21 protein-coding genes are annotated in these 24,281 nt (G+C 72.4%); 10 read left to right on the forward strand and 11 right to left on the reverse strand.

Annotated features, from left to right (window positions below; genetic code table 11):
• Nucleotides 1–107 precede the first annotated feature (107 nt).
• On the forward strand, nucleotides 108–890 hold the full coding sequence (locus FHS39_RS15985) for a TetR/AcrR family transcriptional regulator (protein ID WP_184350009.1): 783 nt from the start codon (nucleotides 108–110) through the stop codon (nucleotides 888–890).
• Nucleotides 891–1,075: 185 nt separating this feature from the next.
• On the opposite strand, the gene FHS39_RS15990 is transcribed toward FHS39_RS15985, so the two are convergent.
• Together FHS39_RS15990 and FHS39_RS15995 are read right to left on the reverse strand one after the other, a co-directional pair.
• Nucleotides 1,076–2,623 carry an MDR family MFS transporter gene (locus tag FHS39_RS15990; protein ID WP_484600449.1) on the reverse strand — a complete coding sequence of 516 codons (1,548 nt, stop codon included), beginning with the start codon at nucleotides 2,621–2,623 and terminating at the stop codon, nucleotides 1,076–1,078.
• 124 nt (nucleotides 2,624–2,747) lie between these two features.
• A complete protein-coding gene (locus FHS39_RS15995) occupies nucleotides 2,748–3,206 on the reverse strand; it encodes a MarR family winged helix-turn-helix transcriptional regulator (RefSeq protein ID WP_184350011.1) in 459 nt (152 codons plus the stop codon).
• 181 nt (nucleotides 3,207–3,387) lie between these two features.
• Between FHS39_RS15995 and FHS39_RS16000 the strand changes: the two genes are divergently transcribed.
• Nucleotides 3,388–3,603, forward strand: coding sequence for a hypothetical protein (locus FHS39_RS16000; RefSeq protein WP_184350012.1), 216 nt, complete (start codon nucleotides 3,388–3,390; stop codon nucleotides 3,601–3,603).
• Here the strand turns inward: FHS39_RS16000 and FHS39_RS16005 are convergent.
• The 5 genes from FHS39_RS16005 to FHS39_RS16025 form a co-directional block, all read right to left on the reverse strand.
• A complete protein-coding gene (locus FHS39_RS16005) occupies nucleotides 3,542–4,372 on the reverse strand; it encodes a hypothetical protein (protein WP_184350013.1) in 831 nt (276 codons plus the stop codon). The two genes, FHS39_RS16000 and FHS39_RS16005, sit on opposite strands and share 62 nt — an antisense overlap.
• An 85-nt stretch (nucleotides 4,373–4,457) precedes the next feature.
• Complete coding sequence (locus FHS39_RS16010; RefSeq protein ID WP_184350014.1) at nucleotides 4,458–5,291, reverse strand: RNA polymerase sigma factor SigF; 834 nt, start codon at nucleotides 5,289–5,291, stop codon at nucleotides 4,458–4,460.
• A 201-nt stretch (nucleotides 5,292–5,492) separates the two neighbouring features.
• Nucleotides 5,493–6,398 (reverse strand): RNA polymerase sigma factor SigF, encoded by a 906-nt coding sequence (locus tag FHS39_RS16015; RefSeq protein ID WP_425507789.1) that lies wholly within the window; start codon nucleotides 6,396–6,398, stop codon nucleotides 5,493–5,495.
• A 176-nt stretch (nucleotides 6,399–6,574) separates the two neighbouring features.
• Nucleotides 6,575–6,868 carry a Dabb family protein gene (locus FHS39_RS16020; RefSeq protein WP_045933356.1) on the reverse strand — a complete coding sequence of 98 codons (294 nt, stop codon included), beginning with the start codon at nucleotides 6,866–6,868 and terminating at the stop codon, nucleotides 6,575–6,577.
• A gap of 39 nt (nucleotides 6,869–6,907) precedes the next feature.
• On the reverse strand, nucleotides 6,908–7,072 hold the full coding sequence (locus FHS39_RS16025; protein ID WP_158705890.1) for a hypothetical protein: 165 nt from the start codon (nucleotides 7,070–7,072) through the stop codon (nucleotides 6,908–6,910).
• Nucleotides 7,073–7,533: 461 nt separating this feature from the next.
• Here FHS39_RS16025 and FHS39_RS16030 point away from each other — a divergent pair, with 461 nt between their 5' ends.
• Complete coding sequence (locus FHS39_RS16030) at nucleotides 7,534–7,893, forward strand: STAS domain-containing protein (protein ID WP_184350016.1); 360 nt, start codon at nucleotides 7,534–7,536, stop codon at nucleotides 7,891–7,893.
• A 210-nt stretch (nucleotides 7,894–8,103) separates the two neighbouring features.
• Here the strand turns inward: FHS39_RS16030 and FHS39_RS16035 are convergent, their stop codons facing one another.
• The 3 genes from FHS39_RS16035 to FHS39_RS16045 all read right to left on the reverse strand — a co-directional run bounded on the left by FHS39_RS16035 (nucleotide 8,104) and on the right by FHS39_RS16045 (nucleotide 14,163).
• Nucleotides 8,104–11,343 (reverse strand): AfsR/SARP family transcriptional regulator, encoded by a 3,240-nt coding sequence (locus tag FHS39_RS16035; protein WP_184350017.1) that lies wholly within the window; start codon nucleotides 11,341–11,343, stop codon nucleotides 8,104–8,106.
• Between the two features lie 119 nt (nucleotides 11,344–11,462).
• A complete protein-coding gene (locus FHS39_RS16040) occupies nucleotides 11,463–12,788 on the reverse strand; it encodes a cysteine desulfurase (RefSeq protein WP_184350018.1) in 1,326 nt (441 codons plus the stop codon).
• Nucleotides 12,775–14,163: a family 2B encapsulin nanocompartment shell protein gene (locus FHS39_RS16045; protein WP_184350019.1), complete on the reverse strand. Its 1,389-nt coding sequence runs from the start codon at nucleotides 14,161–14,163 to the stop codon at nucleotides 12,775–12,777. Before FHS39_RS16045 ends, FHS39_RS16040 begins: the two co-directional genes overlap by 14 nt.
• A gap of 328 nt (nucleotides 14,164–14,491) precedes the next feature.
• Between FHS39_RS16045 and FHS39_RS16050 the strand changes: the two genes are divergently transcribed.
• Nucleotides 14,492–15,448, forward strand: coding sequence for a DMT family transporter (locus tag FHS39_RS16050; protein WP_184350020.1), 957 nt, complete (start codon nucleotides 14,492–14,494; stop codon nucleotides 15,446–15,448).
• A 60-nt stretch (nucleotides 15,449–15,508) separates the two neighbouring features.
• Here FHS39_RS16050 and FHS39_RS16055 read toward each other — a convergent pair whose 3' ends face one another.
• A complete protein-coding gene (locus tag FHS39_RS16055; RefSeq protein ID WP_184350021.1) occupies nucleotides 15,509–16,315 on the reverse strand; it encodes a helix-turn-helix transcriptional regulator in 807 nt (268 codons plus the stop codon).
• Between the two features lie 597 nt (nucleotides 16,316–16,912).
• On the opposite strand from FHS39_RS16055, the gene FHS39_RS16060 reads away from it, so the two are divergent.
• From FHS39_RS16060 to FHS39_RS16085, 6 genes are all read left to right on the forward strand, one after another.
• Nucleotides 16,913–17,704, forward strand: a complete 792-nt coding sequence (locus FHS39_RS16060; protein ID WP_184350219.1) for a thioesterase II family protein — start codon at nucleotides 16,913–16,915, stop codon at nucleotides 17,702–17,704.
• A gap of 63 nt (nucleotides 17,705–17,767) precedes the next feature.
• Entirely contained in the window at nucleotides 17,768–18,640 is an 873-nt protein-coding gene (locus FHS39_RS16065) for an isocitrate lyase/PEP mutase family protein (RefSeq protein ID WP_184350022.1), read from the forward strand.
• Nucleotides 18,637–19,572: a beta-ketoacyl-[acyl-carrier-protein] synthase family protein gene (locus FHS39_RS16070; RefSeq protein ID WP_045933348.1), complete on the forward strand. Its 936-nt coding sequence runs from the start codon at nucleotides 18,637–18,639 to the stop codon at nucleotides 19,570–19,572. Before FHS39_RS16065 ends, FHS39_RS16070 begins: the two co-directional genes overlap by 4 nt.
• Before the next feature lie 33 nt (nucleotides 19,573–19,605).
• The gene (locus FHS39_RS16075) at nucleotides 19,606–21,825 is read left to right on the forward strand and encodes an iron-containing redox enzyme family protein (RefSeq protein WP_184350023.1); all 2,220 of its coding nucleotides are present in this window, start codon (nucleotides 19,606–19,608) and stop codon (nucleotides 21,823–21,825) included.
• A gap of 55 nt (nucleotides 21,826–21,880) precedes the next feature.
• On the forward strand, nucleotides 21,881–23,077 hold the full coding sequence (locus FHS39_RS16080) for an acyl-CoA dehydrogenase family protein (RefSeq protein ID WP_246470272.1): 1,197 nt from the start codon (nucleotides 21,881–21,883) through the stop codon (nucleotides 23,075–23,077).
• Nucleotides 23,078–23,122: 45 nt separating this feature from the next.
• Nucleotides 23,123–24,256: a cytochrome P450 gene (locus FHS39_RS16085; protein ID WP_184350025.1), complete on the forward strand. Its 1,134-nt coding sequence runs from the start codon at nucleotides 23,123–23,125 to the stop codon at nucleotides 24,254–24,256.
• Nucleotides 24,257–24,281: the final 25 nt, after the last annotated feature.

The raw sequence follows: 24,281 nt of genomic DNA on the forward strand, positions 1-24,281 counted from the left end.
GGGCTGCCGGGGCCGGGGCGTGTCCGGTGGGGCGTGTGCCGACCCACCGGACACGCCCTAGCATCGGGTACGTACCGGCGGGCGCAGCGGAGAGGGAGAGCGCGCAGATGGCAAGCAGTCGCGCAGGCAACCCCAGGACCAGTGTGTGGCTGGCCGGGAAGACGGCTCCGAAGCGCAAGTCCGAGGGCCCGGGCGGTGGGCTGGACCGGCGGCGGATCGTCGCCACGACGGTCCGGCTGCTGGATGCCGAGGGGCTGGCCAAGTTCTCCATGCGCCGGCTGGCCGCGGAGCTGGGCGTGACCGCCATGTCGGTCTATTGGTACGTCGAGAACAAGGACGACCTCTTGGAGCTCGCCCTCGACGAGGTGTGCGCCGAGATGGCGGTGCCCGACCCGGCCGACGAGGGCGCCGACTGGCGCGACCAGCTCCGGCAGCTGGCCGCCGAGTACCGCACCATGCTCGTCGGCCACCCGTGGGTGGCGCAGCTGGTGGGCCGGTACCTCAACATCGGCCCGCACTCGATGGCCTTCTCCGAGACCGCGCTGCTGGTGATGCGGCGCAGCGGCCTGGGGCAGGAGGCGATGAGCGGGGCGCTGAACGCGATCTTCCAGTTCGTCTACGGGTTCAGCACCGTCGAGGGGCTGTACCGGGACCGCTGCCGCGCGGCGGGGCTCACCGAGGACGAGTACCTCAAGCAGGTCACGGACATGGTCTCCACCGGGCCGGAGTTCACCGAGACCTACCAGGAGGCCGCGGGGATGGTGCAGGCGCGCGCCGCCGACTCGGTGGCCGCGATGCGCGAGCGGGACTTCGCCTTCGCCCTGGACACGGTGATCGCGGGGCTGGAGACCATGCGGGACCGTCCGGGCAGCGGTACGTCAGGGCAGTAGGCAGGCAACCGCGGCGAAAAGCATCGGCCCCGGTGGCCGCTGCCCCAGGCCGTCCCCTGCCTGTTGTGTGGGTTGCAGCGGCCGCCGGGGCCGTGGTCCGGGAGTCGTGCTTGCCGTTCGGGCTCCCGTCCCGCCGGGGGCGTACGCGTCTCCGCTCGTGACGCGTACGCCCCCGGGTCCTGGGGTCAGTCCGCCTGGGCGGCGGGCTGTGCGTCCGCCGGGGCGGACGGCTTGTTGCTCTTCAGCGCGACTTCCTTGATGAAGAGGGTCACGATGAAGGCGATCAGCGCGCAGGGCGCCGCGTAGAGGAAGATGTCCCCGACCGCGTGCCCGTAGGCGCTCTCGAAGATCTCGCGGATCGGGCCGGGCATCGTCGAGGGCTTGGGGATGCTGCCGCCCGAGGGGTTGCCGTGGGCCACGGCGGCCGCGGCCTTGGGGCCGAGCTTGGTCAGGCCGTCCTTGACGTAGTCCGGGACCTTGCTGGCGAGGACCGCGCCCAGCGCCGAGACGCCGACCGCACCGCCGAGGGAGCGGAAGAACGTGACGACCGAGCTGGCGGCGCCGAGGTCCTTGGGGGCGACCTGGTTCTGCGCGGCGAGCACCAGGTTCTGCATCATCATGCCGATGCCCAGGCCCATGAGCGCCATGTAGATGGCCAGGTGCCAGTACGGGGTGTCGTAGCGCATCGTGCCCAGCAGCCCCAGGCCGGCGGTGAGCAGGGCGCCGCCCGACACCAGCCAGGCCTTCCAGCGGCCGGTCTTGGTGATGACCTGGCCGGAGACGGTCGAGGAGACGAACAGACCGCCGATCATCGGGATGGTCATCACGCCGGACATCGTCGGCGACTCGCCGCGCGCCAGCTGGAAGTACTGCGAGAAGAAGACCGTGCCGACGAACATCGCGGTGCCGACGAAGAGGCTCGCGAAGGAGGCGAGGGCGATCGTCTTGTTGCGGAACAGCCGCAGCGGGATGATCGGTTCGGCCGCCTTGGCCTCGGTCAGCACGAAGAGCGCGCCGAGCAGGAGCGAGCCGCCGACCATGGTGTAGGTCTGCCAGGACAGCCAGTCGTAGTCCTTGCCCGCCCGGGTCACCCAGACCAGCAGCAGGGTCACGGCGGCGGTGATGAAGAAGGCGCCGAGCCAGTCGACCTTGACGTCCCGCTTCACCACGGGCAGCTTCAGCGTCTTCTGCAGCACGACCAGCGCGATGATCGCGAACGGCACGCCGACGTAGAAGCACCAGCGCCAGCCGAGCCAGTCGGTGTCGGTGATGACGCCGCCCAGCAGCGGGCCGCCGACGGTCGCGACGGCGAAGGTCGCGCCGAGGTAGCCGCTGTAACGCCCGCGCTCCCGCGGGGAGATCATCGCGGCCATGACGATCTGCGCCAGGGCCGACAGGCCGCCCACGCCGATGCCCTGCACGACGCGGCAGGCGATCAGCATGCCGGTGTTCTGCGACAGTCCGGCCACCACCGAGCCGGCGACGTAGATCACCAGGGCCAGCTGGACCAGCAGCTTCTTGCTGAAGAGGTCGGAGAGCTTGCCCCACAGCGGGGTGGCCGCGGTCATCGCCAGCAGCGAGGCCGTCACGACCCAGGTGTAGGAGGACTGGCTGCCGTGCAGATCGTGGATGATCTCCGGCAGGGCGTTGGAGACGATCGTCGACGACAGGATCGCCACGAACATGCCGAGCAGCAGGCCGGAGAGGGCCTCCATGATCTGACGGTGCGTCATGGGCGGATGGCCGGAGGCGTCGCCGGGTATCTCGGAGGCGTCCCGCACACCTGCTGGTGTGGACGTGGTCATGGACTTCCTTTTCGTGGTCGGGCTCTTGTGCGGTGTACGGGGAGGTGCAACGTCAGGCGTGGGGCAGCGCGGCCACACGCGGCCGGCAGTCGCCGACGCTCTCGCGGAACCGCTTCAACAGGCCGACGAGCCGGCCGACGTCGTCGTCGGACCAGTCCCCCAGGCGGGCGGCGAGCGTCTCCGTGTAGCGCACGGAGACCTCGTGCAGCAGTTCCTCGCCGCTGGGGGTCAGGCCGATCAGCCGGGACCGCTTGTCCAGCACGTCGGGCCGGCGTTCGAGCCAGCCGCGCTCGGCCGCGCAGGCCACATGGCGGCTGGTCACCGAGGCGTCGATGTCCAGCAGTTCGCCCAGCCGCGACATCCGCATCTCGCCGTGCTGCTTGAGCAGGGCGAGGAGGGTGGCGGTGGCGGGGGAGCAGTCCTGCGGCAGCACGCGGGCGAGGCCGCGCCGCACGGCGGCGACGGCGCTCAGCTGGCGGGCCAGCTCCTCGTACTGCTCCTGGGCGGCCATGGCGGCGTCGGCCCTCCTCTGCGATGTTCGTTGCTTAGGGCAACCATAGAGAAGTTTGGTTGCTGAAGGCAAATGAAATATGGTCGTACCGGGTAAAGAAACCGCCAAGCCTTGCCTGCGGGGCCGTAAAGCGGCAGCCCAGAGCCCCCGCCGCGATTCCGCTTCGCTAGGGTCCTGGCCCATGGCCAACCCTCATCAGCAGAGCCCTGACGGCAACTACGACCCGGCGGGCAGCACTCAGATGTTCCGCGCCTTCGTCGACGAGGCCGCCCCCGGCGGCCGCGCCCCCGCCGCGCCCGCCGCCCGCGGCGGCTCCGGCCCGAAGCCCGGAATGATCATTGGCGTGATCGTGGCGATCGCGGTCGTCGCGGGCGTGGCCTGGCTGGCGCTGGGCTGATCGCTTCTTGGCCGTGCGTGCCCGCCGGCAGCTCCACCGAGACGTCCCGCGTCTCGATGTGCATGCCGGGGAGCACCCGCCATTCCTCCACGCACACCGTCCACTCCTCTTCCACGGCCTGCCCGGCCGCGATCGGCGCGGGCAGCGGGAAGGCGGTGGGCACGGTCGCCCAGTCGGTGCCGAGCACCCCGATGACATGCGTCCCGAGCGTGACGGTGCCGCCGGTGACCGGGGTGCCGCCGGTGTTGGCGAAGGTGAGTGCCACCCGCTCGCACCAGCGCTGATCCGCCGGTGCGCGGCGCGGTCCGAAGACGCTCAGGACCGCCGGTCCGGGGGTGCCCTGCGGCGTGGTGGGCGCGGTCGGCGCCGGGGCGGAGGGCAGCGGTGCGCCGCTGCCGCTTCCGTGCGCCGGGGGCCGGCTGCCGCTCGTGGCGGGGGCCGGGCCGGGCCGTGGGGCCGTGGTGACACCAGGGGAAGCCGTGGGGCCGTGATCGCGGCCCGCGGTCTGCCGGGGCGCGGGGGTCTTCGGGGCCGTCGTCGGCTGCGGTGCGCGCGAGGACGGCCGGCTGCTGCCGGCATCCAGCGGTACGAGCACCACGCCGCCCTTCGGCGGCACGGCCCCGTACGGCGCCCGGGACGAGCCGGGCCCCGCGGCGTCCGCCGCGACATAGCCCTCGCGGTGGCCGGCGCCGCAGCCCGTCAGGGCGGCTCCCAGGCAGAGCGAGCCGAGTGCGGCGGCCGAAGCGCAGGCGATCGTCTTCCGTCGCATCGGCCCAGTGTGGCTGACGCTCCGTCAGGTGTATATATGTGCGACGCGGTCCCGGTCGTCGGCCCGGCGGCCGGGACGGTCCGCCTCAGTCCGCGATGAGCCCTTCGCGCAGCTGCGAGAGCGTCCGCGTGAGCAGCCGTGAGACGTGCATCTGGGAGATGCCGACTTCCTCGCCGATCTGGGACTGGGTCATGTTGGCGAAGAACCGCAGCATGATGATCTGGCGCTCGCGCGGCGGCAGCTTGGCCAGCAGCGGCTTGAGCGACTCGCGGTACTCCACGCCCTCCAGCGCCGAGTCCTCGTACCCCAGGCGGTCGGCCAGGGAGCCCTCGCCGCCGTCGTCCTCGGGGGAGGGGGAGTCCAGCGAGGACGCCGTGTAGGCGTTGCCCACGGCCAGGCCGTCGACCACGTCCTCCTCGGAGACGCCCAGGCACAGGGCCAGCTCGGGGACGGTCGGCGACCGGTCGAGCTTCTGTGCGAGCTCGTCGCTGGCCTTGGTGAGGGCCAGCCGCAGCTCCTGCAGTCGCCGCGGGACCCGCACCGACCAGCTGGTGTCGCGGAAGAAGCGCTTGATCTCGCCCACGACGGTCGGCATCGCGAACGTCGGGAATTCGACACCCCGTTCGCAGTCGAACCGGTCGATCGCCTTGATCAGGCCGATCGTGCCGACCTGGACGATGTCCTCCATGGGCTCGTTGCGGCTGCGGAAGCGCGCGGCCGCGTAGCGCACGAGGGGGAGGTTGAGCTCGATGAGGGTGTCGCGGACGTACGTACGCTCGGCGCTGTCCCGCTCGAGCGTGGCGAGCCGCAGGAACAGGGAGCGGGAGAGGGTGCGGGTGTCGATGGCCTCACAGTCGTCGAGCACGGCGTGCGGTGCGTCAGTGGCGAGCACCTTCGCGCTGCCCAGGTCTACGGACATGCCACCCCCTTGAGGTCGCGGACGGGATCACAGCGGCCCCCTGGCCGAGGGCACGGCCGAGGGCGTTCAGCCTCCACCTGAATACCGGAGGCTGCGCTGCGGCAAACGCAGTTCCTGCAGAATGTCACATGTCGGCAACGCGCTGTAGCGTCAAGTCGACTTATCTTCCCCGGGACCTCGGGGCGGGGTCACCCGGGAGGGTTAGGCGTCGATTCGATTTGCGGAACGCAGCCGGGCGAAGCTCCGTGAGAGTAGCCGGGACACATGCATCTGCGACACCCCCAGCTCCGCGCTGATCTGGGACTGCGTCAAATTGCTGTAGTAGCGCAGTAGGAGGATGCGCTGTTCGCGCTCCGGCAGCTGTACGAGCAGGTGGCGTACGAGATCGCGGTGCTCGACCCCGGCCAGCGCCGGGTCCTCGTAGCCCAGCCGGTCCAGCAGTCCCGGCAGCCCGTCGCCCTCCTGGGCGGCTTCCAGCGAGGTCGCGTGGTACGAGCGGCCCGCTTCGATGCAGGCCAGCACCTCGTCCTCGCCGATCTTGAGCCGCTCGGCGATCTCGGCGGTCGTCGGGGACCGCCCGTGCAGCACCGTCAGGTCCTCGGTGGCGCCGTTGACCTGCACCCACAGCTCGTGGAGGCGGCGCGGGACGTGCACGGTGCGGACGTTGTCGCGGAAGTACCGCTTGATCTCGCCGACCACGGTCGGCATCGCGAAGGTCGGGAACTGCACCCCGCGGGCGGGGTCGAACCGGTCGATGGCGTTGATCAGCCCGATGGTGCCGACCTGGACCACGTCCTCCATGGGCTCGTTGCGGCTGCGAAAGCGCGCCGCCGCGTACCGCACGAGCGGAAGGTTGGCTTCGATCAGGGCGGCGCGCACGCGGGCGTGCTCGGGCGTGCCCGGCTCCAGGCCGGCGAACTCCTTGAAGAGCACCTGGGTCAGGGCTCGCGCGTCGGCGCCCCTGCTCTCCCGGGTGCGGGGGGCCTCGGCGGGGACGTCGGTCTCGCCGCGGTGGGGGTCCTCGGGGGCGTCGGTGCGATCCGCTTCTCCGTCGGGTTCTTCGCGTCGGAGAGGGGCTTCGGGCGCTGTACGGGCCGGCACGGTCACCACCCCTTCACGGTCCCTTCACGGTTCAACTCATCCTGCAAAAGCGGTCATAGCATCACAAGACATGTGCACTGTGTGCAAGCACCGCATAACGTCGTGTTGACGACGAAAAGCGGCCCCTCACCACGATGGTGAGGGGCCGGGAGACGCATGCGCCGGGGGCGCGACGCAGGAGGTCAGAAGGGATAGTCGGCAATCACCCAGGTGGCGAATTCGCGCCACTGGCCGACGCCCGCTTGGTGGGCCGGGTGGTCGAGGTAGCGCTGGAGCGCCTCGGTGTCCTCGACGGAGGAGTTGATGGCGTAGTCGTACGCGATCGGCCGGTCCGAGACGTTCCAGCCGCACTCCCACGAGCGCAGCTCCGGGATCTGTCCGCCGAGTTCCTCGAACGCCTGCACGCCGGCGACCACGCGCGGGTCGTCGCGCTCGACGCCCTCGTTGAGCTTGAACAGGACGAGGTGGCGGATCATGGGTGCTGCCTTCGCTGCTGGTCGGTGCGGACGGTCGGCTCAGTTGATCAGATGGGTCATGAACTCGCCGATGCTCTTGGCGGCGTCCGAGATCCCCTCGAACCCTATCTGGACGAGCTCGGCCGACCGGGCGGGGGAGTGGATGATCGTGTACGCCACGAAGATGCCGAGGCCCCAGAGCACGACCTTCTTCGTTTGCACCATGACCCACTGCCTCCCCTGCCGTCCCGTGTGCGGTCGCGAGAGTCTATCCGTGCAACCGTGCGAATGGACGTATGGCCGAATCCCATGGGCGTGGCGCGTTGACGTCGCCGCGGAGCGGGGGCCGGGTGGCGGACCGCACGTCCTCGCGCCGTATTCAAGGCCATAAGCCCCTGCAGACGGGGCCCTTCGCCCGCCCGGCGGGCCCGCGGCGGGGGCGGAGGATGGTTGCGGGCCCGCGGACCTGGCAGCGATCCGCCGGGCCGAGACACGGCCCCGCACTGTGGGGTCCGGCCGCGCATCCCCCGTCCGCAGGCCGGACTTGCCGGGCCGTGTCCTCGCCGGGGGAAGCGGCGCCCTCCCCCGATGCCGCTTCCCCCGGCCCGGAAGGTGAGAGCCGGCCGTCGCCGGGGCACCAGAAAGGCACACGGTGTGCCCGGCGAGAGAAGGCGGTGAGGTTGGCCATGGGGGTCTACGAGCCCGCCTTCAGCCTGCGGGAGCGCGTGGTGCGGGGAGCGGTCGTCGTCGAACTGACCGGAGAAATCGACATCCTGGCCGAGCAGCGGCTGGCCCCCTTGCTGGAGGCACTGGCCGGGCGGTCCCGGGAGGTGCTCGTGATCGACCTGCGGCACGTGACGTTCATCGACGCGAGCGGCGTGCGGCTGCTGCTGCGGGCGCGCGACCGGGTGGTGCGCGGCGGCGGGCGGCTGCGGGTCGTGCGCGGCGGCGCCACGGTGGCGAAGGTGATCCGCATCGCGGGCGTGGAGCCCGCCTTCACCTGGCTGGACGGCTTCCCCGCCGCCCTGGGCGGCGTCCCGGCCTAGGGCGTGTCCGATGGGTCGGCACAGGCCCCGCGACTCCCCCAGCTACCGCTGGGAGGTGCCCCCAGCACGGCACCTCGCTGCGTTGTCGCACGACCCGAGTACGCCCAGTACGCGGGTCATGCTCCGCCTCGCGATGCTCCCCCAGCTACCGCTGGGAGGTGCCCCCAGCGCCAGACGCCGCGGGGCCCGCACTGACCCACCGGACACGCCCTAGGACGCCGGTCCGGCGCCCGGGAACTCCGCCTCCAACTGCGCCTGCACCTCCGCCGCTTCCGCCGCGCCCCGGCTCTCCAGCACCTCGTAGGCCTCCCGCAGGCAGCCCAGACCCGGCCGCGGCTCGCCCAGCGCGGGCAGCGCACGGCCGCGGGCGGCCAGTGCGAGCCCGCGGCAGTACGCGTCCCCCAGCCGCCCCTCGATCTCCAGTGCCCGGTCCGCGGCGGTCAGGGCCTCCCGGTGCTGGCGCTGGGCCAGCCGGCAGTGGGCCAGCCGCGCCCACAGCAGCGCCTCGCGGCGCGGGTCGGGCACCGGCCCGCCGGTCGCCAACTCCAGGGCCTCGCGGAAGCGTTCGACGGCGACGGCCGGGCGGTTGGTCCGCAGGTAGACCCAGCCGGCCTGGTGGAGGGCGTGCGCCAGGGCCGGGGCGTGGCCCGGCTCCCGGGCCCGGTCCACTGCCTCGTTCACCGCCTTCAGCGCCTCCTCGGTGCGGCCCGCGGCCATGGCGGCGCGGCCGGTGTCCGCGAGCGCCTCGATCGCACAGCTCGCCGCGCCGTCGGCGCGCAGGCGCTCCTCGGCCCGTACGAGCAGGGGCAGCGCCTCCTCGGGGCGGCCCAACGAGGTGAGGACGACGCCCAGTTCGTGCGAGGCGAGGGTGACGGTGAGGCCGTCGCCCGCCGCCTCGGCCATGCGCAGGCTCGCGCGCAGGTCGCGCTCCGCGCGTTCGTAGGTGTCCGGGCCGTGGTGGGGCGCGCCGAGCAGCCGCAGGAGGCGGGCGGCGACGGCGTCGTCCCCGGCTTGCCGGGCCCGCTCCAGCGCCTGCCCGGCGGGCTCCTCCACGTCGCGGTGGCGGGCGGTGCCGGAGGTCAGCTGCGCCCAGATGGTCAGCAGGTCTGCCGCGGGCCGCAGCGCGCCGGGGACGTCGAGGGCGAGCAACTGCCGCACGGTGGCGAGGAGGTAGGGGTGGGTGTCGTGCAGCCAGGCGCGGGCGCCGGCGACGTCGTGCAGCGGCCGCCCGGTGGTCGCCAGGCGATGGTGCAGGTGGCGGGGGAGCGGGCTGTCGGGGCGGGTGCGCAGCAGCGCGGTGACGGCCGTGGCGAGGTGGTGGTCGAGCAGCCGCAGCAGCGCGGCGTCCCGGACCGGGGGGCTGTCGGTGCGTTCGCTCTGCTGGCGGGCGGATCGTTTCACCAGGTCGTGGTGGCCGTAGCGGCCCGGCCCGGCGGTCTCGACCAGCCCGGCCGCGACGAGGTCGCGGGCGAGGGCTTCGGCCGTGGCCTCGTCGGTCTCCAGGAGCGCGGCCGCGACGGCGGCGTCGAAGGAGCGCACGTCGGGCAGTGCCGTGAGCCGGAACGCCCGTGCGGCGTCCGGCCCGAGGGCGGCGTAGGCGATGCGGCAGGCGGCCTCGACGGCGAGCCCGTCGCCCTCGCGGAGCTCCGCGAGCCGTTTGCGCTCGTCCTCCAGCGCGCTCGCGAGCCCGGCGGCATCGGTGAACGCCCCGGCGGCGAGCTGCGCGCGGGCGATGCGCAGCGCGAGGGGCAGACCGTCGCAGGCGGCGACGAGGGCATGCGCGGCGGCGGGCGCCGGGCCGGGTCGGTCGGGCCGTTCGCCGCCGGCGTCCGGGCTGTGCGCCTGCGGGCTTTCGCTGCCGGCTCCATGGTCCGGCGCGCCGAGGCCCGCGCGGGCGCCGGGTGTCGCTTCGGCCTGGGCTCCCGGGACTTCGGCACGCGCTTGCCGCTCCTCGCTGCCGGCTCCCTGGTCCGGCGCGCCGAGGCCCGCGCGGGCGCCGGGTGTCGCTTCGGCCTGGGCTCCCGGGACTTCGGCACGCGCCTGCCGCTCCTCGCTGCCGGCCTCCCGGTCCGGCGCGCCGAGGCCCGCCCGGCCCCCGGCCCCCGCCGCCCTCAGCAGTGCCTCGGCCTCCTCCTCCGGCAGGGGGCCCACCTCGATCACCTGGGCCCCCGGTGGTGTGCCCTGCGGGCAGCCGGTGGCCAGGACCGCGCACGTCGAGCCGCCCGGCATCAGGCGCAGGATCTGGTCGGCGTCCCGGGCGTCGTCCAGGAGGATCAGCATCCGGCGGCCCGTGGTCAGGGAGCGGTACAGGGCCGTGCGGCGCTCCGGGCCCTCCGGCATCGACTCGTCGGTGACGCCGAGTTCGCGGAGCAGGTGCCCCGGTGCGTCCAGGGCCTCGCCCCGCAGGTCCACATGGATCCGCCCGTCGGGCAGGGCGCCCCGCAGCGCGTACGCCGTGTGCACGGCCAGCGCGGTCTTGCCTGCGCCGCCGGGGCCGGTGAGGACGGCGAGGGGGGTGCCGCGCCCGCCGCCGGGGGCCAGGGCCTCGCGCACGCGGGCGACGGTCTCCGCGCGGCCGGTGAAGCCGGCCACGTCCGGCGGGAAGCAGTCGGCCGCGGCCGGCGCCGCGACGGCGACGGCGACGGGGGCGGCCGCGAGCGCCGGGTCGCCCGCCAGCACCCGTTCGTGGAGGCGGCCGAGCTCGGGCCCGGGTTCGACGCCGAGCTTCTCCGCCAGCAGCCGCCGGGCGTCGGCGTAGACGGCGAGCGCCTCGGCCTGCCGGCCGGCCCGGTGCAGGGCCAGCATGAGCAGGGCGCGCGGCCGCTCGCGCAGCGGGTCCTCGGCGGCGAGCGCCCGCAGGTCGGCGACCACCGCTTCGTGCCGCCCCAGGGCGAGCGCGCAGTCCAGCAGGTCCTCGCGGGCGGCCAGGCGCAGTTCGGCGAGGCGGGCCCGCTCCCGTTCGGCGTACGGGCCGGGCAGTCCGGCCAGTGCGGTGCCCTCCCACAGCCGCAGGGCGCAGGTCAGCCGCTCGTGCGCACCGGTCGTGTCCCCGGCGCGCCGGGCGGAGGCGGCGGCCGTCAGGTGGTCCTGGAAGACGGCGGCGTCCAGTGCGCCGTCCTCGGCGCGCACCGCGAAGCCGCCGCCTGCCGAGACCAGCAGCTGGGCGCGGCCCCGGGGCGGCCGGTCGGGTTCCAGGGTGGCGCGCAGCCGGGAGACGTACGAGCGCAGGGTGGTCACCGCCCGCTGCGGCGGGGCGTCGCCCCACAGGGCGCCGACGAACTCGGAGACGGACAGCGGCCGCCCGTCGCGCAGCAGCAGGATCGCGAGCGCCGCCCGCTGCTGCGGGGAGCCCAGCTGCAGCGGCTGCCCGTCCCGCTCGGCCCGCACCGGGCCGAGCACGTGGAAGCGCAGGCCCGGCCCGGCGCTCGTGCCGTCGTTCTCGCTGTGCATGGGCCGGCCGCTCCTCGCTGCTGTGACGTGGTTCGACGATGCGCACAGTACCGGCGGGACGGCAGCCTTCCCCGGAACCGGCGGGTGCGTGGCGCACGCTCCCGCCGGCCCCGGGCGGCTCAGGAGGAGGACTGCACCAGGCGCAGCAGGGACGACGCCAGCCGGTCCACCTCCTCGGCGGTGTTGTAGAGCGCGAGCGAGGCCCGGGCCGCGCTCTCGACGCCGTAGTGCCGCAGGGAGGGCTGGGCGCAGTGGTGTCCGGCGCGGATGGCGATGCCTTCCGCGTCGAGCCACCGGGCGACCTCCGCCGGGTCCCGGCCCGCGAGGGTGAAGGTGAGCACGGCGATCTTCCCGGGTGCCGAGCCGAGGATCTCCAGTCCCGGCACGGCGGCCAGCGCCTGCTCCGCGTGGGCCAGCAGCGCCGTCTCGTACGCGGCGACGGCCTGCCGGTCGAAGGAGGTCAGCCAGTCGATCGCCGCGTGCAGGCCGACGACGCCGGCGATGTGCCCGGTGCCGGCCTCGAAGCAGTGCGGCACGGGCGCGAAGGTGCTGCCGGTGAAGTCGACCTGGTCGATCATGTTGCCGCCGCCCTGCCACGGCGGCATGGCGGCGAGCACCTCCGGCTTCCCGTAGAGCGCGCCGATCCCGGTCGGGCCGAACAGCTTGTGCCCGGAGAAGACGTAGAAGTCGGCACCCAACTCCTCGACGTCCACGGGGAAGTGGGCCACCGCCTGCGCCCCGTCCACCAGCACCTTGGCCCCGTACCGGTGGGCCAGCGCCGTCATCTCGCGCACCGGCGGCACCGTGCCCAGCACGTTCGACGCCTGGCTGACGGCGACGAGCCGGGTGCGGAAGGAGAGCAGGTCGGCGAAGGCGTCCTGGTCGATGGCGCCGTCCGCCGTGAGCGGGACGGGCACGACCCGGGCGCGCTTCTCCTTGGCGATCATCTGCCAGGGCACGATGTCGGAGTGGTGCTCCAGCACGGGCACGAGGATCTCGTCGCCCGGCCCGAGGCTGGCCCGCCCCCAGGTCTGGGCGACGAGGTTGACCGCCTCGGTGGTGCCGCGGGTGAAGACGATGCTCTCGGGCGACGCGGCGCCGAGGAAGCCGGCGACCGCCGCCCGCCCCCCTTCGTAGGCCTCCGTGGCCTCGCGGGCCATGGTGTGCGCGCCGCGGTGGATGTTGGAGTTGGCGGCGCTGTAGTAGGCGCCGAGGGCCTCGACGACCTGGCGGGGCTTCTGGGTGGTCGCCCCGTTGTCCAGCCAGACCAGCGGCCGGCCGTTCACGGTCCGGTGCAGGACCGGGACGTCGCGCCGGGCGTCCTGGGGGTCGAAGCCGGCCCTGCGCGGCGGGGACGCCGCCGGGGGCGCGGAAGGAGGCTCGTACGGGGCCGCGGACGAAGGCTCGTACGCGGCCCGGTACGCCCCGACGTCAGGCGTAGTCATGGAACTTGGACACCTCGACGTTCTGCAGGACGGCGACGGCGTCCTCGACCAGCACGGCCGCGTTGAAGTACGCGGTCAGCAGGTACGAGGTGATGGCCTTGCGGTCGGTGCCCATGTTGCGCATGGACAGGCCCGGCTCGACCTCGTCCGGCACGCCCGACGGGCGCAGCCCGATCACGCCCTGCTCGGCCTCGCCCACGCGCATCAGCATGATCTCGGTGACGCCCGCGCCCGCCGGGCCGCCGCCGGTGAAGCGGACCTTGTCGGAGGGCAGCAGCGGCACGCCCCGCCACGTCAGCAGCGGGCTGCCGAAGCGGGTGTCGATGACCGGCGGCACCCCGCGGCGGGTGCACTCGCGCCCGAACGCGGCGATGGCCTTGGGGTGGGCGAGGAAGTAGCCCGGCTGCTTCCAGACCCGCGAGAGCAGCTCGTCCAGGTCGTCGGGGGTCGGCGCGCCGGTCCGGGTCTGTACGCGCTGCCCCGGCGCGACGTTGTTGAACAGCCCGAACTCCGGGTGGTTGAGGATCAGCGACTCCTGGCGCTCGCGCAGCGCCTGGACGGTCAGGCCCGCCTGGACCCGGGTCTGGTCCATGGGCTCGTTGTAGAGGTCCGAGACGCGGGTGTGCACGCGCAGCACGGTCTGGGCCAGGCTCATGTGGTACTCGCGGGGCGCGTCCTCGTACTCCACGTAGGTGCCCGGCAGGTCGACCTCGCCGGTGTGCCCGCCGGAGAGGTCGACTGGCACCTCGGAGCCGGGCGTGGGCGTCCCGCCCGCGGCGTACGCGTCGAGCGCGGCCCGCAGGCCGGGGTCGCGCTCGGCCAGGGCGTCGAGGGCGGAGCGCGGCGCGGTGAGAGCGATACCGGAGGTGAGCGCCTTGACGGCGAACGGCAAGGGCTGACATCGGGCCCAGGAGTCGGCGCAGAAGAACTGGCCGTCCCCGAGGACGTCGAGCAGGGCGTCCTCGCCGTAGCGGCCGGTCGCCCGCTTCTCCGCCCGGCCGACGGCCAGCACCCACAGCCGGTCCGCGGCCCCGCCCTCGTCGGCGAGCACCTGGCCGGGCTGGAACTCGACCTGGGTGAACGCTCCGGCGAACTCCGTGAGCAGCGCCTCGTCCGCCTCCCGCAGGAACGGCAGCTCCCGCAGGTCCTCGGCGATCACGTGGTGGGCGCCGTCCTCGTGGTAGGTGCTGATGCGGTCGTCGCCCAGGATGAACGTCCGCCGCCGGTTGACCCGGTAGACGCCCGAGTCGACGTCCACCCACGGCAGTGCCCGCAGCACGTACCGGGGCGTGATGCCGCGCATCTGCGGGGTGGTCTTGGTGGTGGTCGCCAACTGCCGTGCAGAATCGGGGCCGAGACTCAGACGGTCGTTCACGTAACGCCTCCTCGAAAGGGGTTCGCCAGGACGAGGACCGATCGTCCGGTCGGCCCACGGCAACCACAAGACGGCATATGACGAGGCCGGACCGGAAATAATCGGATGAGTGCGCGGGCCGGCCGGGGAAGGCGGTCATCACCGAAGCGGCGGACAGCCCTGACCATGCATCGAAGGCGGTCGAGAGTGTCTTGAAGAGGCCCGTGGGCGCTCGCCAACTGGTGTGCGCCGCCCAGGGACTAGGCCGGAAGCGATCGCCGGAGCCATGGGTTCCGAATTTTGCGCGGACAGGTATGCCTGTACCTGCCAACTGGGTACGTTGGTGCGCATGGATCAATCGAATACGACAGCCGGGATCGACAGGCGGGCCCTCCTCGCGGCCTCCGTCACCGTGGTGTTGTGGGCATCGGCCTTTGTCTCCATCCGTGGTTCGGCGGACTGGTTCGGCCCCGGGGCGCTGGCGCTCGGACGGCTGCTGGCGGGCTCGGTCGCCCTGGGCCTCATCCTCTTAATACGACGCGGCGGGTTCCCGCCCCGGGCGGCATGGCCGGGCATCCTGGGCTCCGGAATCCTGTGGTTCGGCGTCTACATGGTCGCGCTCAACTGGGGCGAGCACGGGGTGGACGCGGGCACCGCGGCCATGGTCGTCAACGTGGGCCCCATGGTGATCGCGCTGCTCGGCGGCTGGCTGCTCAAGGAGGGCTTCCCGCCCATGCTGCTCGCGGGCATGGCGGTCTCCTTCGCGGGTGCGGTCGTCGTGGGCATCTCCCAGTCGGACGGCGGCGCGTCCTCGCTCGTCGGCGTGCTCCTGTGCCTCCTCGCCGCCGTCGCCTACGGCGGGGGCGTGGTCAGCCAGAAGCCCGCGCTGAAGCACGCGTCGCCGTTGCAGGTGACGACCTTCGGCTGCATCGTCGGTGCCATCATGTGCCTGCCGTTCTCGGGGCAGTTGGTGTCCCAGGTGTCCAAGGCGCCGCTCTCGGCCACGCTGAACATGCTCTACCTGGGCATCTTCCCGACGGCCGTCGCCTTCAGCACCTGGGCGTACGCGCTGGCCCGGACGACCGCGGGGAAGATGGGGGCGACGACGTACGCCGTTCCGGCGCTGGTCGTGCTCATCTCGTGGATCGCCCTCGGCGAGGTCCCCGGGCTGATGACGCTCTTCGGCGGAGCGCTGTGCCTGGGTGGCGTGGCCGTCTCGCGGATGCGCGGCAAGCGGCGTGCGGCGGCTCCGGCGGCCGTACCGGTGCCGGAGGCAGCCCCCGTGCCGACGACGCCCGTCGACTAGGAAACACCCTGATGCCGCGGAGGCCGGCAGGGCACCGCACCCTGCCGGCTCCCGGGCCCCTCACAGCACGATGGTGGTCTCGCTCCGGCCCAGCAGATACCCGAGCTGCAGCCTGTTGTGGGCGCCCAACGCCTGCTTCATCGACGCCACATGCGCCTGGAGCGAGCGCTCGCTGATGCCCAGCCGCCGCGCGATCTTCTTGTCCGAATAGCCCTCGACGAGCAGCCGGCGGATCGACTCCCGGATGGACGGGATCACGTCGTCCGCCGCCTTCGCGGCGTGCAGCGGGATGAAGGGAAACCGCTCCGCGCGGTCCCAGGACCGCTCGAAGACGTCCCGGAGAAACCGCACCACCGACGGCTCCTCGATGGCGACCGCATCCGTCCGCACGTCATTGGCCGAAATAAAGGCGATGGCCGCGTCGATGATGATGAGCCGGTCGAAGAATTCCCCCAGGGTGCGCACCTGAGCCCCGTGCTCGGTCACCTGGCGTACATATGCCTTCGTTGCTTCGTCGAAGCGCGTGGTGTGCTGATAGATCGTGCGCATTTCGACGCCGTGCGAAATCTTCCAGCGCACCGTCTCCAGTGCGCCGTCCAGCACCGGGCCCGGCCGGGGCCCGTCCGGCTGCGCCGTCAGTATCTCCTTGCAGGCCCGCTGCACGGCCGCATCGATGGCCTTATTGATCTCCGGGATACCGCTGAGATAGGTGACGGTCGCCCCGGAACCCACTCCGGACGCGCGTTGGCCGGATTCGAGGCGTGCCGCGTAGCTGTGTGTGACCTCCGCCAGTTCGGTCAGCCTTGCGGCGACGTCATGCAGGCTGCATGCGGTTTTGTCGCCCGCCTCCGGAATGGGATCCTCCATATCCGGTAAGCGGGTCGGTCGGGGTGCTGTGGTGCCTTCTGAGGACATGGCGGCGCCTTCCGGCGAGAGGATTGGACCGTTTTGCCAGCAATTCGACCCCCCGTTTCCTCGTAATGCGAAAACCCGAGCCATCCTAGATCTTCTTTGCGGGGTCCGGGCGGGTGAGGATCGATCTCGTCAAAGGTGACGCAATCGGGCGTCCGTGGGTTTTGGCTCAGCGGAGTCTCCCCATTGCTGTCCGTGACCACCAGCCGTTCGTCTCATGGGGTTTTGTGACGTATGTCGGCGCCTGATACGGGCGCCCTTCCGGTCACAACACCAGGTTTTTTTCAGGCACTTCCGTCCCGTAAGCGACCACAGTCGTCGAGGTGAAATCGGCATGCGAGAAAACCGTTCTGTTCACAGTGGAGTCCGCCCGGCCCGTCGGGGTTTCCTGACCGGCACGGCAGGGCTCATGGGAGTGCTGGCGCTGGCGCTCGGCGCCACGGCCGTTATGCACGCGCCGGCCCCGCAGGGGACCGTCCAAGCCGACGTCGGGTGGAATTCGGCAAAGCCGGGTGTCAGCAGCTGATCGCGGTCAACGGGCGGGACAGAATGATGCTTGTGCACGACTCTGCATGGTTGTTGGGCGCCGGTGACCACCCGGACCCGGCTGCTCGAATCTTCTGCTTCGCACACGCAGGAGGCAATCCGCGCACCTTCCTGGGCTGGCAGGACGCCCTGGGGGACGAGGCGCAGATCGTGGCGATGTGCCCACCGGGGCGCGGGCACCGCTACAAGGAGGCCGCACCCTCCGGCATGGCGGAGTTCGCCGACAGCGCGGCCGAGGCGATCGCCGCTGCCGCCGACCGCCCCGTCCTTCTCTTCGGCCACAGCTTCGGCGCGGTGATGGCCTTCGAGGTCGCCCGCCGCCTCGGCGACCTGCCGCAGCTGCGCCGTCTGATCGCGTCCGGGTGTTCCGCGCCGTCCCTGCTGCCGACCCAACGCGTGGTGGACACAGCGAAGTTGGAGGGGAGGGAGTTCACGGAGGCCGTCCAGTTCTTCGGAGGACTGCCGCCCGAGGTCGTCGCGAACGAGGATCTCCAGGAGCTGCTGCTGCCCGCCCTGCGGGCCGACTTCCGGATGGTCGCCGACTACCGCTACCGGCCCGCCGCCCCGCTGACCGTGCCCGTCAGCCTCGTCAACGGGCGGGAGGACCCGCACATCAAGGAAGCCGGACTCCGCCCCTGGCAGCAGGAGTGCGCCGGTGAATCGGCGTACCACTGGGCGGAAGGCGGCCACTTCTACTTCGACGACAGGCCCGAGGCGGTGACCGACGTCCTGCGGTCGGCTGTGCGCGATGCGCCCCGCACCCCGCCGCGCGCCGCGGAGCACGTCGAAATGATCTGACCCCACCGCCGTCGGCCGACGGCAGCGGCCCCTCCCGCGAGCCCCCACAGAAGGGAACATCCGATGCAGACACGTGCAGCCGACGACGAGCGGTACCGCAAGGGCATCCTCTTCCAGCAGCTCCACTCCGGCCCCAAGGCCTTCGTCATGGCAAATCCCTGGGACGCGGGCACCGCCCGCATCCTGACCGGGCTGGGCTTCGCCGCACTGGGCACGACCAGCGCCGGCCTCGCCCATGCGCTCGGCCGCAGGGACGGCGCGAACCAGGTCGGCCGCGAGGAGACGCTGGACAACGCCCGGGCGATCGTCGCCGCGACGCCGCTGCCGGTCTCCGCTGATCTGGAGAGCGGCTTCGGAAGCACGCCGGAGGAGGTCGCGCAGACCATCCGGCTGGCCGGCGAGGCGGGGCTGGCCGGCGGTTCGATCGAGGACGCCACGGGCCGGGAGGACGAGCCCGTACTCCCCCTGGGCGCGGCCGTGGAGCGGGTGGCCGCGGCGGTCGAGGCGGCACGGTCCCTGGACCACCCCTTCACTCTGACGGCGCGGGCCGAGAACTTCCTCTACGGGCGGCCCGACCTCGACGACACCATCCGTCGGCTGCAGGCCTACGCGGAGGCGGGCGCCGACGTGCTGTACGCGCCGGGCCTGCCGGACGCGGAGGCCATCGGAGCGGTCTGCTCGGCGGTGGACCGGCCCGTCAACGTCCTCATGGGCGGCGGCGGTCCGCGGCTGTCGGTGGACGAGCTCAGTGCCCTGGGCGTCCGGCGGATCAGCCTGGGGTCGGGGCTCTCCCGGGCCGCGCTGGGTGCGGTGGTGCGCGCGGTACGCGAAATCCTCGACGACGGCACCTTCACCTTCGTGGCCGACACCCTGCCCTACGCGGAGGCAAACGGCTTTATGCCGGCCGGCGCCGGGGACGACGAGGGGCGGGCATGAGCGACTCCCGTGTCTGGCTGTCCGGTGCGCAGTACGTCCTCGGCGAGATCGAGGCCCCGCACACGGACATCGAGAACCTGGCCGACCGCGCCCGCGAGTTCGGCATGCCGCCGCAGGCCAAGCTGTGGGGCTGGGGGAACATCCGGCGCACCGGCAGGACGCTGGAGGAGCTGGCGGTCGAGAGCGGCCGTGCGGTGCTGGCCGCGGCCGGGATCGCGGCGGAGTCCGTCGACGGCTTCGTCCTGTGCTCGACCCGCTTCCCCGGCGGACCGCGGACGCACGGCGCCTTCGTCGCCGCCATCATGGAGGGCATCGGGCTCGGTGACGCCGCCTTCACCGGCGTCACCCTCAACCGCTGTACGAACCTCCTGGCCGGCGTGCGGCTGGCACAGGCGCTCGTGGCCGCGGGACACCACCGGCGCGTCCTGGTCGTCACGACCGACCGGATCGACGACGAGTCCGAACGCATGGAGAACTTCGCCCTGTTCAGCGATGGTGCGGCAGGCTGTGTGGTGGCCGACGCCCCGCTCGGCGCCGACAGCTACGCGATCGAAGGCAGCGCCACCGCACAGCGGCCCGGCTCCCTCGACTGGTCGAACGAGATCAGCCCCGAACTCTCCCGCCAGGTCAACGAACGCCTCCTGGGCCCGCTGGAGATGAAGACCGGGGACCTGGACGGCGTCCTGCACCCCAACCTCTACCGGCCCGTCGTCGTGCTCAAGGAGCGCCAGGCCGGATTCTCCCAAGAGCAGCTGTACACCGACAACATCACGCGGTTCGGCCACTGCTTCGCCGCGGATCCCCTGATCAACCTCGTCGACCGGAACACCGCCGGCCAACTGCGGGACGGCGGCCACTACATGCTCGTGTCGAGCGTCCCCGGCGCACGCGTCGGAGTGCTGCTCCGCAAGCTGCCCGGCGCCGATCGCTGAGGACCGGAGCAACCGGACCAAATGGAGCCCGTCATGAACGCGCACGCAGGATTCCCCCTGCCCGACCTGACCACTTCGCTGCCGCGCGCCCCCTTCGAGTTCTCCCCCGCCGCGGGGCGGGAAGCGGCCGAGGCCCTCGCCGAGCAGCCCGGCGACCTCTTCCGCCGGCTGCTGCGCGACCAGGAGTCGCAGACCACCTGGCTGCTCGCCCGCCGACTGATCGAGGCCTTCCTGCCGGGCCCCGGCGAGGACGGCGGCCACGAGGCGGAAGAACCGGACGCCGAAGCGATCGCCGCCGAGGTGGCCGCAGGACGCGAGGGCCTGGCGCAGGCCGTGGCGGACCTGCGCGCCCTCGCCCCGGAGACCCGGGAGCTCGTGCTGCGGCAGCGGGCACCCCTGGCGCTGATGAGCGGGTGCTGGCTCGACACCGTCTCCCAGCCGGCCACCCAGCCCTCCGTCGTCGTCAACCGTCTGTACGGCCAGCACTTCCGGCTGCTCGGCTCCGGGAACGTCCGGCGCGGACTTCCGCACCTGCGGCGGCGGGCGCTCGAAGGCCTCGGGGTGTACCTGCCGGAGATCGAGGACGTGGACTTCCTGCGCAAGGCGGAGGCCCGCGCCCTCACCGAGCTGCACGGCTCCTTCTACCTGGCGCTGTCCCGGCTTCCGGCGAGCTTCCTGCCGGAGGTGGTGGGCGTGCACTACGCCGTGCACGCCCTGGGGATCGACGACGGGCTGACGGGCAGCGAGCCCTTCTTCCTGGAGCCCGAACTCCGGGAAGTGATCGAGGAGTTCCTCGCCTGCACCGCCCAGGCGCCGACCGGGGCCGAGGACCGGCGGCGCATGCTGCGGGCCGTACGGCTCGTGCTGCGGCTCGAACGCGAACACGTCGAGATGCTGGCGGAGCTCGCGGCATGGCACCAGAGCCTGTCCCTGGACGCCAAGGTCGCCGCGATCGTCGCCCGGCACGCGGAATTCGCCGGACGCCAGCACCGCGCCGTGAAGATGGGCGACCGCAAGCTGTCCGACTGGCTGGACGACCCCGAGCTCGATGTGGCCGCCTTCATGGCGGAGTTCCGCCAGTCACGGCAGATGCAGCCCACCCGCCAGGGCGGCTGCCGCTTCCTGCGCAGCATCAAGTTCGGCGGCCCGATGTTCGGCATCTTCGACGAGCGCGAGGCGGCGACCTTCACCGCCTGGGCGGAGGCCATCGCGGCGGGCGAACCCGCCGAACCGGCCTTCGTGCCGAACACGGCCGGCGACACGGCCGCCCGGGCGTGGAGCGAGGCCATCGCCCGCACCGAGCCGCAGGACATCGCCCTGGCGGAGCCCGGCGCGCTCGACGACCGGCAGTTCTTCCACCGCCTCGTCAACATCGAGCACTTCCCCAGCACCCTGCCGCTGGCCCGGGAGCGGGCCGAGGCCGGGCTGGCCGACGCCGAGATCCTCTTCACCCACGGCGCCGGGGGCCGGTACACCAACGCGGAGTACTTCGACTACACCCCCGGGGCGCTGCTGGAGCGCGTCGACCGCATCTACCGGGACAAGCTGGTGGACCCCTACCGTCCGCTGACGGAGATCCCGGACCGCGACGAGGTGATCTTCGGCCAGAAGACCTTCGCCCAGGGCAGCCTGATCGACGGCACCTGGGCCCACCGCATCGCGAACCTCGGCCGCCGCAACCGCGAGAGCGACACCATGCTGTTCTCCATCTACGCGGACGAGATGGGGCGCGGCGACCTCGCCAAGAATCACATCACGATCATCCACCAGGTGCTCGCCAGCATGTCCGTGCACCTGCCCCACATTCGGCAGGACGCATTTCTCGACCAGGACGAACTGCCGGACCACCTCTATGCGGTGTCGATCCATCAGATTTGTCTTTCATTGTTCCCGGACACCTTGTACAACGAAATTCTGGGATACAATCTCGGTATCGAGATGTTCGGTCTCGGTGAAATGCGGCTGCATGAGATACAGAAATTGCGCCGCTATCACTTCGACACGACGTACGAAGAGGCGCACCTCTCGATCGACAACGTCTCCGCAGGTCATGCGCGGCAGTCCGCAGACATCATCGTCTCCTACCTCGACGGTGTGCAGCGGAATTCCGGTGCCGCGGCCGTGCAGGAGGAGTGGCGCCGCATCTGGCGCGGCTACGCCTCGTTCGCCTATTTCGTGGAGTCCGGGCTGGTCAGGACCGCGCTGACCCAGCCGGCGCCGCCGCAGGCCGAAAGCGTCGACCTGGTCATCTGACCCGTCATTCCCCGTCTCATCGCCATCCCCCATCTCACCGCCCGGAGATATGGCTTTGTCTCTCGACACGAGTTTCGACCCGGAAATCCTGCAACTCCCCTTCTACGACGAGGCGCACCGGAATCTGGCGCGTGACATCGGCGTGTGGTGCCGTGAACGCACCGAGCAGTGGGAGGGCGTCCGGCAGGAGACCCCGGAGCAGGCCGGACTCCGCCTGGTGAAGGAGCTGGCGCAGAGCGGCTGGTTCCGTTTCCTCGACCCCAAGTCCGAGGAGGATGCCGCCGCGGGGGACTTCCGTTCGCTGTGCCTGATGCGCGAGGCGCTCGCCTACGCCGAGGACCTGGCCGACTTCGCCTTCTCCATCCAGGCGCTGTCGGCGACGCCGCTGCTGCGTCACGGCAGCGACGAGCAGAAGAAGCGCTACCTGCCGGGCATGGCCGACGGCTCCCTGGTGGGCGCCTTCGCGGTGTCCGAGGAGGAGGCCGGTTCGGACGTCGCGGCACTGACCCTGCGTGCCGAGCGCACCGACGACGGCTACGTCCTCAACGGGCGCAAGGCGTGGATCGCCAACGGCAGCATCGCGGGCCTCTACTGCGTGATCGCCCGGACCGGCGAGGGGTCCGGCCCGCTGGGGCTGACCGCCTTCCTGGTGCCGGCCGACACCCCGGGGGCGCGGGTCCTGGAGAGCGTCGAGCCCATCGCCCCGCGCTCGTTCGCCCATCTGGCCTTCGAGGACTGCAAGGTGCCGCACGACGCGGTCCTGGGCAAGCCCGGCGCCGGGTTTGTCATCGCCATGGACCTGCTGGAGCGGTTCCGGATGACGGTGGGCGCGGCCGCCGTCGGCTTCGCCCGCCGGGCGGCCGACGCGGCGCTGGCACGGGTGCGCACCAGGCCCGCGTACGGCGGCCGGCTGATCGACCTGCAGCTGGTGAAGGCGTCCCTCGCCGACATGGAGGTCAAGCTGAACGCCGCCTCGCTGCTGGTGACCCGTGCCGCGTGGGAGGCGGACCGCGGCAACCGCCGTTACCCCGCCCACTCCAGCATCGCCAAGCTGCACGCCACCGAGGCGGCCCAGGAGATCATCGACGCCTCCGTGCAGCTCTTCGGCGCGGCCGGCGTGGTCAAGGACAGCCTCCCCGAGCGCCTCTACCGGCAGATCCGCTCGTTGCGCATCTACGAAGGCACCTCCGAGGTGCAACTGCTCACCATCGCCGGCGCGCTCGACATGCGCCGCGCCGCGCTGGCGAAGTAAGAACCGCCCGGCCCGGAGTCGGCGAACCCACCGAGGAGTCACGGCTTGACCTCCCCCATCGAAGCGATCCGGCTTCCGGATCCGTACCCCTACTACGCCACGCTGACGGCCGAGCGCCCCTTCACCTACGACGAGACCGTGGGTGCCTGGGTGGCGAGCGACGCCGCGGCGGTCACGGCGGCCCTGCGCTCCGGTGCCCTGCGGGTCCGGCCGCCCGCCGAGCCCGTGCCCGCGGGGATCGTGGGCACCCCCGCGGGGGAGGTCTTCGGCTCCCTGGTGCGCATGACCGACGGGGACCTCCAGCAGCGCCTCAAGGGCGTCGTCGTCGAGGCGCTGGGCCGCGCGGACACCACGGCTGCGGCGGCACTGGCCGCCCGGCTGACCCGGGCGAGCCTGGCCGCGAGCCCGGACCCGCGCTTGACGGAGCTGATGTTCGGCGTGCCCGCCCGGGTCGTCGCGGGCCTGTGCGGCCTCGACGCCGGGGCGGACGAGGAAGCCGCCCGGCTCATCGGCGACTTCGTCCAGTGCATCCCCGCCTCGGCGACCGCGGCGCAGCAGCAGGCGGCGGCGCGGGCCGCCGCGGGGCTCCAGGAACTGATGGGGCCGCGCCTGGCCGCCGCGGAGGCCGGGAACGGGCTGCTCCACGACCTCGTACGCGCCGCGCAGCGCGCCGACTGGCCGGACACGGCCGCGCTGCTGGCCAACGCGGTCGGCTTCCTCTCCCAGACCTACGACGCGACCGCCGGCCTCATCGGCAACGTGCTGGTCGCCCTGGCCCGCGGCGAGGCCGTGCCGCCGGGGGACGACGGCCTCGCGCAGCTGGCCCGGGAAGTGGTCCGGCACGACGCGCCCATCCAGAACACCAGGCGCTTCGCTGCGGAACCCTTCCGCCACGGCGATGCCGAGGTCGCCCCCGGACAGACCGTGCTGCTGCTCCTCGCGGCCGCCAACCGCGACCCCGCCGCCAACCCCGACCCGCACGCCTTCCGGCCCGGACGCGCCGAGCCTGCCGTGTTCACCTTCGGGGCCGCCGCCCACCGCTGCCCCGGCGAGGACCTGGCGGTGGCCATCGCCGCCGCGGTCGCCGCCGAGCTGCTCGGCTCCGGCTGGGACCCGGCCACGCTGCCCGCCCGGCCGGACTACCGGCCGTCGCCCAACGCCCGGATCCCCCACCTCTGATCCTCCGATCCTCTGAGAGACAGGA

The organism is Streptomyces olivoverticillatus (assembly GCF_014203555.1).
In the GTDB taxonomy this organism is placed as follows: domain Bacteria; phylum Actinomycetota; class Actinomycetes; order Streptomycetales; family Streptomycetaceae; genus Streptomyces; species Streptomyces olivoverticillatus.